The sequence below is a fragment of the Flavobacterium sp. B183 genome (assembly GCF_023539155.1).
In the GTDB taxonomy this organism is placed as follows: domain Bacteria; phylum Bacteroidota; class Bacteroidia; order Flavobacteriales; family Flavobacteriaceae; genus Flavobacterium; species Flavobacterium tructae.
The window spans coordinates 2365960-2383821 of record NZ_CP097434.1 but is presented as its reverse complement, the minus strand read 5'-3'; the positions used below and the strand labels follow the sequence as shown (position 1 = coordinate 2383821).

Sequence of the window (17862 nt, the reverse complement as noted above, 5' to 3'; positions counted from 1 at the left end):
CCTGATCTTAACTAAAATCATGAGACAAATCCCTCCGGAGTCAATTCTATTTATGAAATCAAAAACAGTCTATAGCCATTTCATTTGTAATAAAAATATCCTTTTAAAAGTGATATTAATTCTGATGTTTGTCACATTACCTATGGCTGCGCTGGCTCAGGATACCCTACCGTTACCTCTTGAAAAAATAGCTCCGCCTATAGTCGCAAGCGGAACTACAGGAGAACGTTATTTTGGCGATTTATTAATACATTACGCTATTGATCCCACAGGCAAAATTGTAGTCTGTACTTTATATTTATCCACCGTTTTGGTAGGAGTAGAATCTTTAACTCCCACTAATCCAATTTATCAGTTTGACCTAAAATCAGGAGCAAGTGCTACCAGCGGAAGCCTCAGTATTTACCTGAATTTCTCTCCGTTAGTTTCAACCCTGAAAGCAGATTTGACCTACACGGTCAAAGAAAATAATACCAGTTATCCTTTTAAGGGTGACTTAGTAGGATGGTATGTTTATGAGTAACCAGTTGTGGGATGTGAGATGGAACTATAAAAAAAAGTTGCAGTTTTCAGTCGCAGTCTCACTTGAAACCTGAAACTTGAAACTTGAAACCTGAAACCTGAAACCTGAAACCTGAAACCTTCAGCCTTTGAACTTTATGACTTTTAACCTTTGACCTTTAGACAAAAAAGATATGGCAACCTTACAATTCACAAATACTTCGTCGGGCAATTCTTCCTTGTATCTGGCAGCAAAAGATAACAGTTGGTTCGCCTATTTACTGGCAAATGGAGTTACAGGACCTGCAAGTGGTTCAATAGGTCTGGATGAACTTTCCGGTTACAATGGTTATTTTTTATTTTCTTTAAATGCACCCACCATTGACATCAATACGTTTGTAAACAATGTATATTCATTTCTTGGTCCGCTGCAAACTTATCAGTCGGCATCGGTTGTTTGGTTTGAAAATCCCAATACAGCGCTGACTGCAAACAACACTACCCAACTAATTTTAACAGGAGGCGCCAATGGGGTCTATTCTGTTCTAACGGGGTTCAACTACAGTTTCGGGAATGATTTTGCAACGCTTTTTATAAGCAACAACAATGTCTTGCTAACACTCGATACTACCAATAACACGATGATAATATCCGGTCAGCAAGGATCGGCCAACTATAGTTTCAGACCCAATAATATTGCTTCTTCAAGTCAGATTCAAAGTACCATCGAAATACCTCTTACGGGTGTCGGACAAGGTCACATCAGGTTTGTACTTGGTTTTGATGCCGCTTCAGACTTTATCGGTTTTAATGTAAGCAATCAATATAGTTTTAACAACAATGCGAACAGCGGTGTATTGACAAGGGTTACTTTCGCCTTGATCGAAGCAGGAAGTCTGAACGATTTAATCACCATGCAGAGTAGTATTTTCCCCTGTGATTTACTGAATAAGGCCGGAGTAAATACTTATTTTGCCTATTTGGGATTAACCTACAATACCTTTACTCAACAAAGCAGACTTTCAGCATTGTCTTCTTATTATCTGACTAATTTTGGATATCCGCTCATTTTAATTCCATATACGAATTTTACAAACAATGGTGTTTCTATAAATTACCCAACACAAAACAGTTCGATGCTGGTTTTTAGCGAGCAGACTCCGGACGACCCAAATGCCGTTTGGTACATGACACCTCAAGGCGCATCATCTCTAACACTTGACATTTCGTACCAAAACAATGTAGACACCAACGATCAGGTGCAATTGATGTGCGGACTGGGTTCTACAGAAACCATCAGTTTTACGCCTCAGTTTATCGATATCAACAATACCATTACCGGAACGGGAGACTGGCTCTACTACCAGACCAATCAGAATGCATTTGCACCACAGTTCCCTATTCAGGCTACGCAAAATGTTGTAGGCAGTAATACCACTCAGGAATGGCTGGCGAACAGCTATATTACAGCATGGAATGGTGTAGTTTTAGCTAATTCTGAACAAACACCGGTCGTTTACCATGCTCAGCCTCAAGGGTCTCCTCTATTCTCTCCGGATAAAGATGCACAATCTCCACTGTTCAGTCACCTGACCACCGGATCAGGCGTCTTATCTGCTGCTAAAGAAACTATATTTTTCCCTTTAGTACCCTACGGAGCTGTAACGGCTACTCCGTCTAAAAATGTTGATTTCTCCTTGTTCGAAAAACAAATACTTAACCCAACAAGAAAAGCAATTATTGCTAATGTAGTAAGTTCTGAAAATCTTCCACCTACTGCCAGCCGATTATTAAATGCCAGAGCAAGCGTAAACGACAACGAAAGTGGAATATCCTCGACCAGCCCACAAGGATTTTATGTAAATGTAAATCCTAACGATGGCAAATGGAATACGTTACAATTGGCCAGCAATCAATTTTTGACATCAAACGGCACTCTTTCTAAAATATTTAATTTACAATTTACACCGCCAAGTTCAACATTACAAACCGCCTTACAGTCCAATCAGCTGTTTTTGGTGATCTCATACAATCAAAAACTGAGCGACGGAACTTATGTCCTGGATAATTTCAGCAATGAAATGGAGATTGCGGAATGGCCTTTTATATTGAATGTCCCTAAAGAACCTGCCAACGGAAAATACAAAAATGTCATCATCTTTAAATTCTGCACCGGGAAGCTAACCGATAAAGTTCAAAACATTCAGGGATGGAATTCTCCGGATACTTTTAATGATACCAGCAGTAATGGGCTGCCTAATCTGAGTATGTGGCTACAACAGTACATCCAAAGCGGAATGGACAAGTATACGGTACAGCACGATAATGATTATCTAAATTTTTACAACATCGCGACCAATCCTAACTGGCAGGGAATTATCGCACTAGGCGTTGATATCAGTGTACAGGATTTTCCAAAAGAACTACAGGGGCTACTTGCCGGTATCGATTTAGATAATTTTTATGCACATCATTTTGGGGTTGACATTAGTATTGTAAACAATGACAAAGGTAACGTTTCTATGCAGCCTACCAGCTCGATGTTTGCTTTGATCGATTATGAAGATCCTACTTTTGAAAGCATGGGCTCCGATCCTGTGGTTTATAAAAATACGGCTCCAATCAACGGTACGGTAGATTATGATTTTGTGGTATTGCAATTAAAGATTGTATTTACCAACAGCAAAATATACAACTACAACAGTTATCTGGCGCTTACTGTCAACAAACTCTTTGGAGAAAAAATTGATGCCTCTAACCGTGCCAATTTAATTGTACTGACAGGTACTTACGAAAACAACAATGGAGTTCCGTCGTATGCTTTTACCAATACCTCCGATAATGTTCTGAATCCTGTAAATACCAATATTATAACTGATATTGAGTTTATCAAAACTGCTTTTGTTACCGTGGTATCTCAAAACGATGTGACGAGCGATACGGTTAATGCTAAGTTCTCTTTCTGGGGTTTTATCAATTACAATGATCTCGAAGGTTTTGATTTATTCTCTTTCGGAACGGAACCCGAGAGTACCACAAACAATTTCAGAGGACTTTCTTATTCTAATATGTATGTTGATCTTAGCTTTCAGTTAGAAACTCCCACGACCAAAACTTTCGTGTTTGACATCAGTCAGATGTCATTTGATGTGGGACAAAGCACTCCAAGGAAAGACAGTTTGTATTCTCATTTTCCTTTACAATTGTCGGGTATAACCAACGGAGATGCCACTAATAGTCCAACTTCTCAGGGCTATCTGAATGTAGCCATCCCCTCTTTACAGCAACAGCAAAGCGTAAGCGGTCAATGGTATGCATTGGTATTTAACCTGAATATGGGAACACTGGGGTCACTGGCAAGTTCAGCCGGATTTACCTCAACTTTTATGATGGCCTGGTGCGTGGGTGCAAAAGGTGCCTGGGCAGGAGTAAAATTACCGGGAGTTAATCCGCAAGCTCCTTCTTTTAGTTTGCAGGGCGTTCTTAAGCTAAATATTGGCTCCATCATGCTGCAAAAAGCAACCGGTACAGCAACTACTGCTTATCTGATGAAGATTAATAATATTGCTTTAGAGGTATTCAGTTTGTCTTTTCCACCGGGAGGAAATATATGTTTTATGCTATTTGGCAACCCAGCCGCCAATGCAAAACCTGAGAGTTTAGGCTGGTACGGATCATACGTAAAAAGTTAAAGATATGCCATTTAGTTCTACCATAACAAAATTACTTGATGAAGCAGCCCAGATAAACGATGCGACATTTGACAAAAATCTGGCTGCATTAAAAGCGTTTTTAAAGGATCCTAAGACTGAGGACCAGCTACGGTTTATAATTTTTTCCAGTGGGGGTTTGGGCCATCAGTCTACCGCTGCCAATATTATATACCGAATGGTTTCTCTGGGATTAAAAGGAACCTACGAGGTGATTTATTTCCCTAATGATATCAAAAAAATAGCGATATTATTTCCTCAATTCGATCCCAAAAATCCTTATACCCCTGTAGTCATGGGGGATGCAACTTTTATTTTTGTTGATGAAACTACATTCAGGTCATCAGGACCACCTATTTATAAGATAGGTATAACCGGAGGAGCAGATCTTGTGAGCCAGAACATAGCAACGTACTTTTATGTTCAGTATTTATTAATATTACAGCCTTATCAATGGAAACAGGCTCCCAGTCTGATACAATCTGCAGATGAAATCCCAACATTAAATACATCCCTTGATAATTCAAGAGCATTAAGCCCTTTGTCGTTTGCTAAAAGAGGTTACTATATAGCTGATCCGGTTATGGATGCTACAAATATTGACTATTTTTTGAAATCTGAATATGCTGGTAAATACCCTATTTACAATCAAATCACTACTTCATTGCTAGCAGAAAAGACTAATATGATGCCGGTATACGGAATAGACTCTCTTAGTTTCCAAGACATTAACATCGCCACAGCACTCTTTAATTTAGCAACCAGTATAGCCATCGCACAGGACAAAACAGCTTTAGTTGGCGGTCAGGTTAAGGGAACTGTCATGGTTGTTATTTCAACATTATCCAATGAAACTTATGAAGAATTCAATGGATTAATCGAAGGAACAAATCCTGAATTGGAAAATAATCCGTTAAGAGATTGGATTATCGAAAATAAGATCCCCACAAGAATCAAAACTTACAACTATAATGACGCAGCTTTACCGGATGCTATTACAGCATTAGAGGGTAAACCGAACAACATTGTAGTTGTAAATATGGGATCTTTACCTCTATACGCTTTTAACTATCTCTACTTTATTGCTGATATGCCTCCCGTTTTTGAAGGGGCAGCAACCAACAGTCTAGTATTAAACTTCGGTAAAGATTATCTCGCACTAACCAGTCAGCTTAATGATACTTTTACCCTATATCCTACACTTCCTCTTAATGCAGTAAATGCTGCCGAGGATCCTGAATCGATGAAAGACGTAAGTACTATTATCGGATCTACCCTCCTCAACTGGAAAAGAGATCTTGAAGATGGCAGCTATGATGTACCAGCAGAAATATTAGCTTTTGCTATACTTATTGCATTTGAAGACGCAGACACTTCCGGTCAGATCTATTTTCGTTCATTAAGAACATTTTTTCACAATCAACGTGAAGATAAAATGCTTATGGGAGTATTTTATCTATTACAGTATTTAAAAAATAAATAAGCATGGCACAAGATAAACTGACATTAAAAAGCTTGTACGAATCCATTCAGACACAGATCATAAATGGAAGTGGTACTTTTTACCTTGTACCTGATGTATTTAATACAGATAGAATTGGTACTTTTTATTCCGGTATCATCGACGGAACTAATTTTACCATTAGCGAAGCAGCATTACAACCAGACCAATGGAATGATACTCTTCTGGAGTTTACGCTTACAGGAAACAGTAATTCAATAGGTGGCATGGCCATGCAAACCTCATTTATCTTCAGTGATTCAGATATTGGAATTCTTTCAAATCTAACTGCAACGCAGCATAACGGTTCATGGGAAATTGCCGGAATAAATTGGTTCTCATTTTCCAATCCTTTTATCGGTGTTCAGGTTTACGAAAGTGACGCGACCGTTTTTGGATTCATAGGAGGAACAATTAACACAGGGGTGAGTCTGACTTTACAGATGAGCTATCCTGTTGTCGATAATACCTGGTTGTTTCAAGGAAGTTTTAATGCTCCATTACCCAACATATCCAACTTTTTTCAATTAGTAGGAGGTGTAAATTTAAGTGCTGCACTTCCACAGCCTTTTAGTACATTAACTGACTTAGGGTTACAGGAAATAGATATCATGTATGACGCAACGGGTCAACAGGTAAATTACATATCGGTTGGTATAGGTACGGCCCCCACCTATGTCTGGCAGATCCTGCCTAAAATGGCAATAACTAATATTAGTATAATTGCCATGATTCAAAACCCCGGCAATTCTCAATCTATTTCCACTTCTTTTACTATTACAGGTAGTTTTACCATTGGTCCGCCCAATTCAAACCTATTAACCTTAACTGCAACAACAGCACCCAGTTTTAAAGCGCAGGTGAGTCTCGATTCAGGTACGATACAGTTAGGTGATTTGTTAAGTATGTTCTGGAGTGGTACTTCGCTTGATTTAAATTCAGAAATTACGATCTTAAATGTGCTGATTGCTCCTACATCACAAAACTATTCTGTAAACTGCAATGTTGTTTCAGACTGGACCTTTTTCTCCCTAACCAATCCGGATTTAAGTTTTACCATGACCGGTTTAACATTAGACATCAACAGTCGACAGGGAGCAACCACGGGGCAGATAGCGGGGACTTTTCACATAGGCCCTTCTACTCCCGATTCCGGAGTTGATTTAAACATATATGCAGGCTATGATGCCGAGGCCTGGACTTTTGGTGCCAGTACCGGAACCGATCAGGTAATTTCTTTAAGTGATATTGCAGTTACTTTTCTACAGGCCTTTGGTATGGGGTACGACACCATTCCGAGTTGGGTAAAAGACAATTTACCGAGCATCAGCAATGTGAGTTTTAAAGATGTTCTGCCTAATGATAAAGCAAAATCTTCGATCTACAACATAAAAGGTGATGTCGCCTGGCATTTACAATACAGCTCTTTCAATCTGGATTTGAGTGCCAATGTTGACATTACTTACACCGATGGTAAAACATCGGGAACCATTACCGGTACAGCCGATGCCCGACAAATGCTCGGACTGACTTTTATCGTGGGATACAAATTTGGCACACCTGATACCGAAGTATATTTAAAAATACCGGAATTTGCCAGCACAATTACCTACACCAGTGGTGCACAAAACGATACTATCGACATTAGATTTGATAAAATATCACTGGGTGAAATTATCACAACACTGGTCGGCACTTTTAGCCCCGGTTTCAGTTTATCGGCTCCATGGAATTTACTGGATAGTATCGATCTTTCCGGTTTCGAGTTTAAATATACCCGCTACAAAGATTCAGCTAAAAGTACTATTGTAGCCAGTATTCCGGTTAATGTAGATTTAGGCTTTATCAATATAAAAGCACTCAAAATCACCAAAGATGAATCGATTGCCAATAGTGGCGTTTATATCTATATTGACGGTACTTTCTTAGGATTGCCTATCGAAAGTGATTCGCCCTTACAAAAAGACGGTAAAGGAAGCGATGCTACTAAAATGCCTGCTGTACCGGGAATGGGAAGCGAGTTTTTCGACCTGAAACTACTCGCTATGGGACAGCATGTTACGATGTACGACGTTCCAAGTCTGGACTCCGTTGATGCCGCCATCACAGCATTATCTACTGCATTTACCAGCTCGTCTGACGAAAGTTCCACTGCGATACCCGTACCGGCAGCAACCTCCACCACCAAACCGGGAACACTTGTTTTTGATCAGGACAGCAACTGGCTGATCGGAACTGACTTTACAGTGGCTAAATTTTATCGAATCGCAGCTGTATTCAACGACCCAAATATGTATGGATTGTTAGTTGGAGTAAGTAAGGAAGCAGGTGCATTCAAGAACCTTCAATTTGAAATTCTTTATAAAAAAATAAACGACTCTATCGGAATGTATCAGATTGATCTGCAATTACCGGATCAGTTCAGACATTTAGAATTTGGAGCCGTTTCAATTACCCTTCCGATTATTGGTGTAAAAATATACACCAATGGAAACTTCTTTCTGGATTTTGGATTCCCGGCCAGCATTACTGATTTCTCCCGTTCCTTCTCGGTACAGGTATTTCCGTTTGTAGGTTTCGGAGGGTTCTATTTCGGCTACCTAAGCGGAGCCACTTCCAGTAGTGTTCCGACCACCACTTGTGGTGTGTTTAATCCTGTGATCGAATTTGGTTTAGGCCTTTCCTTAGGAGTAGGTAAAACTGTCGATCAGGGTATTTTAAAAGCAGGACTTTCCCTGACTGCTGTGGGGATCTTTCAGGGAGTTCTCGGCTTTTTCAGCGCCAATACTTCTCTGAGTACGCACGATGAAACGTACTTTAAAATTCAGGGAACTTTTGGTTTAACCGGACACATTTACGGCGAGATCAATTTTGCGATTATTTCGGCCCGACTTGATATTATGGCCTATGCCTATATCACCATGATCATCGAAAGTTACAAACCAATACCAATTACTTTTGAAGCCGGTGTCTCAGTAAAACTGACTGTAAAAATCAACTTAGGATTCTTCTCTATTAAAGTATCCTTACACTTTAGCGCTACAATCACGGCTTCGTTTATCATTGGCAGCGATACCTCGGCTCTTGCACCATGGAACTATTGTCCGGTAAAAGGATCAGGACAGCGAGCAGCATTAGATATGACCAGCAGCAATCTAAGCATGATGAGCCTTAACGCCGCACCGGTATATTTAAAATGGCAGCCGATACAGCCTGCTACAAAAGTCCCTTTGGATTTACTGTTCTTCCCACAACTAACCGTATCTTCAGCAGGACCGCAATATGCCTCGATGTTGTATATCAACACAGATCCTAACGATAACAGTCTTGCGGCTTTAACCGAAGGAGTACTCTATTGGGCTATTAATGCCTTAATTGAAAATACAAGCGAAAATACCGGTCTGGACTGGCTAAAAGAACAAACCCTGACTGCCGATCAAATCAGTACACTGCTTTGCTACTTCAATACAAGACCTAATCATGTAGCACCATTCAACTATATCAATACGTCGAACAACGACATCAGAACCTTTTTCAGTACTTATTTCCAGTTAAACATTCGTGCTGTTGACGCTTCGCAAAACGAAAGTATGGACGCAGCAGTTTTCCCTGTGGTTCCTGAATTGATTTTAAACACTGATCTCAATGGTACTGCGGGGACCCCGATTAATTTTGCGACCCAGAGCATGACGGGAACTCAAAATTACATTAGCGATATCACCGTATTACTTGCCTCATCTGCAGTAGAATATCAATCCAGCATTACGGCAGAATATTACGATTCTACTGATTGCGGCAATGTAAGTGATCCAACGTATGAAGATCAGCCAAACTTATCGTTCCCTACATTTATGTTTACCGATTTTGTAGCGTTACTGGCTAAACAGGCCCTACAGGCAGCGGCTGATTATCTGGACAAACAGGAAACACTTTCAGCCAAAGTAAGCGATGTGGTTTCTAATGCAGTTACAGACAGCGTACAGGGAATTGGCGGTATGGCATCGCGCTTTATGCTTCACGGATTAAGATTGCCACAGCCACCGGATGCAGCTAAAGGAACAACACAGCCTCTATATGTTTTAACAGGTCAGCAGATTGCAATTCCTTCGACTTTAAAAGCAGGTGATAAATATTCTGTACTGTTACAAAATCCTAATGTAAGCTGGATTACGATGGTATCAGGTACCAATAATACTTTAACCATAACGATTGACGACAGTGAAATTCAGCACATACAGGATGTGGCATCGATTACCTTATCACCAACTCTTACTTATGGTCCAACCGCGCTTATCAACTACAATGATACTCCGCAGACCTTCTCATTAGGAGCTCCTGCGCTATGGCAATATCCGGGGGATTATTATTCCGGTATTACCAACAAACCGGTCATCTGGAAATTACCGTCTAACTTAACTACCATTTTTGCAGAGGAAGGAAACTGGCAATTTGACGTTAAAACCTTAACCACAACCAGTACAGGAACCACTAAGGCAACGGTAAAAAACTATACCTGGGGTACAGTTGTTAATTTTTCTTTACAAAAAATAACAGCAATAGACGGTCAGGTTACTCCTCTGTCCAACAACATGTACAATCTGGTAGGTGCCGACGATGCAGGAACTGTTTATTTAGAGGAATTACTGACCTATCTGAACACACACGGTGACAGCGACGGAACCAAAACCATACAGCAAATTCAGATTCTGTATCAACCTGATCCGACTCAAAACTCAGATGGAGGCTATATTTCAGATGCCAACGGAGGCTATAAAACCGCCATTGTACAAGCAAATTTGTCTACAGAAACGAATCCTGTAGAAGGAATGCTGGCAAGAAGTTTTGTCCTTGAAACTCCCGAACGAAATTACAATACCCTGAACAATGCAGGAGATTTTATTAAATTATTGTGGGAGTGCAGTATTGTTCGCAGTGGCGGTTTCTACTTCTATTACAACAACAGCGAGAATAAAGGTTTACCGGATACACTATTTGCAGGTACCGGAATGGCAACTATCGCATTAGTCATAACTTATGACAATTTGATCTTAAGTCCGTTTGTAAACAGCGTTGTGATTGGCGATACTATTGACACTACAAATACCTCTGTTTATGTTCAGTCTCCGGACACTGCTCCTGTCGCTCAGCAATATACCACACGTGTAGCTACTCTGTTACCGGGAACAGTTGGTTACGAAGTTTCCCGTAAAAATCCGGGGGATTATGTCCCTACACAGCCTGTACCAACCTTAGCCGAAGATCAAATATACCTGCAGACTCAGTTCAACCTTATTGGATTAACGGTACCTTCTATTCCCGCCTATATTAACCCAATGCCCGCAGGTCCGGTAGATTCTATGGACGACGAGGCCATTCAAAATACCAAAAACGGAAATGCTTCCGCCAATGATGATGTTGAAGACTGGAACTACAGCGCCGTTGTACCTTATTACAAATATGTACAACAGCAAGGCACTGATCCTAAATATCCAAACCCATATGCCGGTATTGGAACTACAGTACAAATGGTAATGAACTGGCAGGACATGTTCGGAAATATCCCTCCAAGCGGTACAACTCCGTTGAATGCGTCTATGCAGCTGCTATATTCTGATGCCATTATTGCGCTCAGTCAATGGCCATCGGTATCGGTATCGTATTTGTTCAGTCCCGTAAGTGGTAAACCTAACATCAGCCTGAACTTTAATTTCAATACTGTTCGTTATGTGGGCGACGGAGCTCAGAATAATGCTCAGATTGATATTATTACGTTTATGAATCTCTATTATCAGCTTAGCAGCAGTGATATGGTTATTCATTACACCACAACTGTAGAAGATCAGTCCAATGCACAAGGGGTAATTACTCCAACAGACCATAGTATAGCTAACAGTGATTTACTGACCAATTTTATCAATCCTATCATCGTATATTTAAATGCAATCATTGCAGGACAGCAGCCCGCAGCGATTCAAACCTATACCATAAATGCGGTAGTAAATACTGCTAATATTACGACTTTGGCCGAAATTTCATTGGTTGCGACAAGTTTAACCATGAAACGTATCGCAAACTTAGATCCTAATTTCGCTAATGTAGCGGGAGTCGCTTCATCCAATACCGTTATACAGCCTCTATCAGAAAACGGTGTGAACGGTATGCTGGCACTGACCTATTTTGCCGAACAATTTGAAGCTGCTTTTATCAATCAGCCAAATACTGGTATTGTAATTAAAGCAGCGACCGGAGCCAATCTTACCAAAGGCAATAGTGACACCACTGCAAATGCACCGCTTTGGATGGTTCGTTTTGACAGTACCGGAGCAAATGGTCTTAAATTCGGGTTCAACAATCAGCAAGTATACTATTTCGCCCCGATTCCGTTGGCAACCAGCTTACAATCGTTCTCTGCTAAAATAAACACGTATCAACAAGGCAAACCTTATCCAACCGATAATGGTGTGACTAAAAATTACACCAGTATTGATATGGACAGTTGGGGCTTGCAGTTTTTACAAGCCGTTGATAAATTCCTAAGCCCAACCTATTCAGTTCCTGCATTTTTACTGACCGCAGATGAAGTATTTACCGGAGATCCGGATTACCTGCAATTGATTTTGGATGCCAAACAAAAACTGGCCGAAGCGATTGAAGGAACTATAGACTTTATTATTGAGCCAAATGCCGGAAAAGGTCCTTCGAATATTGGTAATGCACAGGAAAAATGGAAACAGCAAATTTTGATTCAGCTGGCGAATGCTTATCGTTATATTGCTTCTGTACAGACTACGGCGAGTATAAGTTCGGCCTATAAAGGCAGTGAATATGCGAATTCAAACAATGTCCCTCCGCAACCGCCTTATGTTCCTAATTTATACGGAAAAATGCTAGGTATTGATCCGGTTGCTGACGGTTCCGATACCATTCTGAAATCAACAGAGTACTCTTTATCTACCGCAAAAGTTCCAACGGCTAATGGCAATTCCTGGTTAACTTATATGTTTGAAGCCAAAGATGCTGCCGACAGCCGTAGCTTCTCTTTTGGCGATATGGAATACAAAGTGAGCCATCTGGAATTTGACATTACACAAGTACCTGATTTAGCAGATTATCTTGCTTCTTCATGGCTTACCTTTATTGTACCTCTGGATGCCGAAATAGATCACAAAGAGAGCCCACTTGCCGGCATGAGTGATGTTGGTAAAACCACTATACCGGTACCGTTGCGCGCCTATCCGACACCACCGTCGATATCGGCACAGAACTTTGATTATCCGGTAAATGATACTGGCCAGCAGCAGCCAATTACCATACAGGAGGCCCGTATATGGGAGTATTACTATACGTACCAAAATCCTTCTGCGGCGCAGGATACTATTGTAACCGAAATCCAGTTTAACGTTACCGACGAAAATCAAAGTTTTAATGCCAATGCCAACACCTCAAATTTAGGTTTATATCAGGCATTTGCTCAATTCATCGATTCCTATCCGCTAATCAATGCCGATTTCGATAATTGCCTTGCCATGCTAACCCCTGCAACTCTAAAAGCCGATTCCACTTTGGCTATTAATGCCCGTTATGCCATGCTTGCCTTTATTGATATTGTTAATGAGGTAGCGACACAATGGTCAATAACCAATCAGGTTAATCCGAGAAAGGTAAGCTTTAATGCAAGAGCTTTCGATGCCGCGCCGGCTCCGCCATTTACATTGGCTTATACCATCACCGAAAGTCCGCAAGAGACCACCGAATACTTAATTGTGACTATTGATTCTACCAACCAGCAATCGGCTAATGTGACCATTAATGTTACGATTGCAGGTTATACCAGCGAACTTATCGAAGGTAAAACCAATGAATTCCTCTATTATAATCTCGACAATGACGGAAATCAGGTATACCTTCTTTATGAAAACCGAAATAACGATCCATCCAGAACGGTTCTGCTCAATGGTTTAGATATTTTAAGCGCACAAAATGCCTGGAGCAGCGTAGCAGTAATCAGAAACGAAGAACTGTTAGAAAATGAGGACGGAACCTGGCAAACCACCAATCCGCTATTTATCTACCAAACACCACAGGTGATGTTCTACAACAAGCTAATTCCGTTGCTCAATGCAAACAGCGCAATAGATATTAATACCATTGGAACAGCAACTTACCCGGTACAGCCAACCCGTACCCTTAATGTTCAGTTATTGGCATTGTTTGATGCTTTAACCGAAAATATAAACAGTGCTATTACAGAATTTACCATTAAAATGCAGTGTGATTATACCTACATTATTCCGGGAACCACTTTCCCTATAGATGTGCCAGTCTTATTGGTAACCCCAACCACACTGACCGTTGCCGATCATGGAAAAGATATTGCTGATATGATCACGGAAGGAATAAACAGCTGGATGCAAACCAATAATCCGCAAACCAATGCAGGAACATTTGCCTTCATGCTGACGGCTTATTCCGTAACCGATAACTATGTCCCGATATTACAAATTCCGTTTACCTTGTTATTAGAAGATATTACTATATAACGATAAACAAAACAATTACTTATTCATAAAAGATAAAAAAAGCCAAAACGAACAATCGTTTTGGCTTTTAAATTTATTAATTGTATTCTACTTACTTCTATTTTTTTCTTTTAAAGCTTTATTTTCTTCCTTTAGAATCGTAATATCTTTTTTCATCTCAATCATGTATAAAGTCAGCTCTTCTACTTTTTTGAGTAAAGCCATATTCATCTCTGCCAGCAAAACACCATTTTTCTCAAATTCTTTTGCAGAAGGAATTTCCGGCAAGTGGTTATTCTTTTTTACATAATCTTCAACTTCCTCCAGACTTCTTAATTTATAATCATTGGAAAAAACATAATCCGGAGCGGGAAAATCAAGATCTATTTTTACTTCTTTGGAATGAATCCTTCCATTTACATCCAGTTTGTAAACCGGATTCGTCATCCCAATTCCTATATTGCCTTCAGAACTTATGCTGAGAGCCTGTTTATCTACTCCTGAAGAAGAAATAACATTGAACAACATCGAATTATCCAATAATCTAATATACGATCCCCCTCTCGCTGTGTTCAATAAACTCAGCCCTCCCAAACCAGTCTTAAAATTATGCACATTATTACCTATTCCTACACCTGAATATGTCCATCCGGGTTCACTTGCCCAAAGCATTAGATCTGCCTGTCTGGCATCGTCTACTCCTCCTACGGAATGCAAGAGAATTCTGGAATCTCCATGACCTCCATTAATATGTAATTTATGTACAGGGGTTATTCCAATCCCCACAAGACCGTTTACACTTTGATCACCATCAAAATCATTCCTGGCCTTAGTTGCCAATTCAATCCAAGGATTCCATATATTCGAGTCTCCATTTTTAGTCCTAAACGAAATATGATTTCCTCCATTTGGCCCGTAATCTGAACTTATCTGAGTATCATAATTATTTACAGAAAATCCCCCATAACTAATAAGTGATCCGTTCCAAGGAGTTCCCGCAGTTGCATAAGAAAAAGTGTAACCCGCCTTAAAAGCATCCGCTGTACCAGGAGCCGAAATATGAGAAGTTGGGGTTAAACTTTGCGCATTCGAAACTAAGTAAGACATCCCAAACAATACTATTAAGCTGATTTTTTTCATTTATTTTTATACTTTAAAGTTCTTTCTAATTTTTCAAATCTTTTATCCAGATCACTCAACTTTTTATTTTGTTTTTCGAGATCATTTATCTTTTTATTTTGTTCAATGACATATAAAGTCAGCTCCTCTACTTTTTTCAATAAAGCCATATTCATCTCTGCCAACAAAACGCCATTTTTCTCAAATTCTTTTGCAGAAGGAATTTCCGGTAAATGATTATTTTTATTTACATAATCTTCAACTTCCTGCAAGCTTCTTAATTTATAATTATTGGAAAAAACATAGTCCGGAGCTGGGAAATCAAGGTCTACTTTTACTTCTCCGGAATGAATATTTCCATTTACAGTTAATTTAGCATCTGGCGATTTTGTACCAATACCAACATTGCCATTTCCGTCAATTCGCAACCGCTCTGAACCGGAGGTACCAAAAACAATATTCATGTTCATATCTGGTACGATTGAATAACCAGACAAATCAATAAATGATTTAACAGATGAAGTTGTTCCGCCTCCTGCAGATAATCTTAAGAATCCATCATCAGAAGTATTTCCATGACCACTGTAACCTCTAATTTCACCTTTAGACAAAGTCATTGCTGAGATTAAGGGCCTTGGTAAGGTGTTGTTTAACCCTCCGTCTATGGTTAAGGTTCCGGGTACTGTTACAGATCCATTATCATTAGTAATTAATACTTGTCTCCAATTACCCCACTGAGAATCCATTGGATATGCAGTTCTATAAAACACACCACCATCATTAAAACTCAACTGATGATTCTTACCACCGCTATTCTCATTATTTGCCCATGGTAAAAGCGTTAAATTAGTCGAATAATATCCGCTTCCCGGGGCACCTATAATACTTCTTTCTTTAAAATCTGCTCTAATGTTTCTGGAAGAGAAATTAGGTAAATCATTTATCATTCTTGTATCCTCAATCGATAATGAGTTCCCTGATTGTGCCTGAATACTAATACTTGATATAACCGCTAATGCAACAAATATTTTTTTCATCATCTTTTATTTGTTTTCAATTTTCTCAAGCCTTTTTTTTATTTCAGCGTTCTCCTTTTTCATCTCAATCATATACAAGGTCAGCTCCTCTATTTTTTGCAACAGTTTGATATTCATTTCAGATAAATTAATCCCTTCTTTTTCCATTTCCTGAGCAGAAGCAATTTCAGGAAGATGTTTGTTTTCTTTTATGTATTTTTCTACAGAATCGAGAGATTTCAGATTGTAATCTTCCTCAAAAACAAAATCTGCCCCTGCATCTACAGTTACTTTTACTTCGCGGGAGCTGATGTTTCCAGCTACTGTAAGTTTTGCATTTGGATTCGCTGTACCAATACCTACATTGCCATTTGCCTGAATTCTCATCATCTCAGTATTTCCTGTGGCAAAAGCAATATTACCAGAAGAAAGACCCGACGATTGTATAGTCATTGTGGTAGACTCCGCAACCGGAGGCCAGGTTCCATTTAATTTTTGATTTGTCAAAAAACTCAACACCTGATTGTTATCTTTTAAAACCAACTTTGACTCTGGTTTAGACTCTCCCACACCAATATTACCAGTATCGGTTATGGTAAAACGATTCGTGCACATTCCTCCAGGTACTCCACAACTTAAATTATCGTACGCCCAAAATTGCAAACTATTCCCATATCCTCCTGTCATGTTATAAATCATCCATGCACTTGCACCTCCGTTGCTATTTTTAGAAGGATTTAATAGCTGTATGTGTCCACCTGTATCATTAAATGCAGTACTTATTAGAGCACCTCTGAAAATGGCATTACCATGCACATCAAGTTTATGAACAGGGCTTAATGTTCCAATTCCAACATTACTCCCATCAGTAGGGAAAACACTTTGGGCAAAATTGATCTGTGCAGCAAATGCCACAATGAAGACAAGAGTCTTTTTCATAATATTTTCTCTTTAATTTAATTAATAATCTGGGCTAAGCTCCCTTATTTTTTTGCATAATGACTTCAACAAATAATTCATCTGTATTGGTCTTATAATTTTTTTTCTTGATAAAGTTTAAATGCCTAATGGTTCCTAAGGCAGGATTGTTTTCAACTTTATTGAGTAAAGCCAGGCATCCATTAAAAGAACCCTCTAAAGAAAAAATATAACTAGTTACTGTAAATCCTTTTTGCATGACAGCATGAGGCTCCTGGAAATCAGTAATTTTTAGTTTATAACTATCACTATAAGAAGTAAGCTGTTTTAATAAATCATTCTGAAATGATTCTGAAACACTTACATCATACTTTCTCAATGCCTGATCTAATTGCTTTTCTTTTTGAGCCATTTGACCTACCAATCTGGGCATGTTACTATCTGCAGCTATCTGCTCCTGTTTGATTTGATACTCTCGATAATAGTGCAGCGTATTTGATATTGCAAGAGAATAACTGAAATAAAGTACCAGCAAAAAACCGACAATAAGCAGTTTATTTTTTTTGTTCAGCTTCATT

Annotated in this window: 8 protein-coding genes; 4 read left to right on the top strand and 4 right to left on the bottom strand. The window is 39.4% G+C overall.

The genetic code is table 11. The features are described 5' to 3' along the window. The first annotated feature begins 19 nt into the window (after nucleotides 1–19). From M4I44_RS10385 to M4I44_RS10370, 4 genes are all read left to right on the top strand, one after another. Complete coding sequence (locus M4I44_RS10385) at nucleotides 20–523, top strand: hypothetical protein (RefSeq protein ID WP_157495927.1); 504 nt, start codon at nucleotides 20–22, stop codon at nucleotides 521–523. 172 nt (nucleotides 524–695) lie between these two features. Then, nucleotides 696–4193 (top strand): hypothetical protein, encoded by a 3498-nt coding sequence (locus M4I44_RS10380; RefSeq protein WP_249967236.1) that lies wholly within the window; start codon nucleotides 696–698, stop codon nucleotides 4191–4193. Between the two features lie 4 nt (nucleotides 4194–4197). Then, nucleotides 4198–5694 carry a hypothetical protein gene (locus M4I44_RS10375; RefSeq protein WP_249967235.1) on the top strand — a complete coding sequence of 499 codons (1497 nt, stop codon included), beginning with the start codon at nucleotides 4198–4200 and terminating at the stop codon, nucleotides 5692–5694. 2 nt (nucleotides 5695–5696) lie between these two features. After that, the gene (locus M4I44_RS10370) at nucleotides 5697–14252 is read left to right on the top strand and encodes a hypothetical protein (protein ID WP_249967234.1); all 8556 of its coding nucleotides are present in this window, start codon (nucleotides 5697–5699) and stop codon (nucleotides 14250–14252) included. Between the two features lie 87 nt (nucleotides 14253–14339). Here M4I44_RS10370 and M4I44_RS10365 read toward each other — a convergent pair whose 3' ends face one another. The 4 genes from M4I44_RS10365 to M4I44_RS10350 are packed head-to-tail and all read right to left on the bottom strand — an operon-like array spanning nucleotide 14340 to nucleotide 17861. Beyond that, nucleotides 14340–15371 (bottom strand): hypothetical protein, encoded by a 1032-nt coding sequence (locus tag M4I44_RS10365; RefSeq protein ID WP_249967233.1) that lies wholly within the window; start codon nucleotides 15369–15371, stop codon nucleotides 14340–14342. After that, nucleotides 15368–16390 (bottom strand): tail fiber protein, encoded by a 1023-nt coding sequence (locus M4I44_RS10360; RefSeq protein ID WP_249967232.1) that lies wholly within the window; start codon nucleotides 16388–16390, stop codon nucleotides 15368–15370. The genes M4I44_RS10365 and M4I44_RS10360 overlap by 4 nt, the downstream gene beginning before the upstream one ends. A gap of 3 nt (nucleotides 16391–16393) precedes the next feature. Beyond that, complete coding sequence (locus M4I44_RS10355; RefSeq protein ID WP_249967231.1) at nucleotides 16394–17305, bottom strand: tail fiber protein; 912 nt, start codon at nucleotides 17303–17305, stop codon at nucleotides 16394–16396. Between the two features lie 34 nt (nucleotides 17306–17339). Further along, nucleotides 17340–17861, bottom strand: coding sequence for a general secretion pathway protein (locus M4I44_RS10350; protein ID WP_249967230.1), 522 nt, complete (start codon nucleotides 17859–17861; stop codon nucleotides 17340–17342). Nucleotide 17862: the final 1 nt, after the last annotated feature.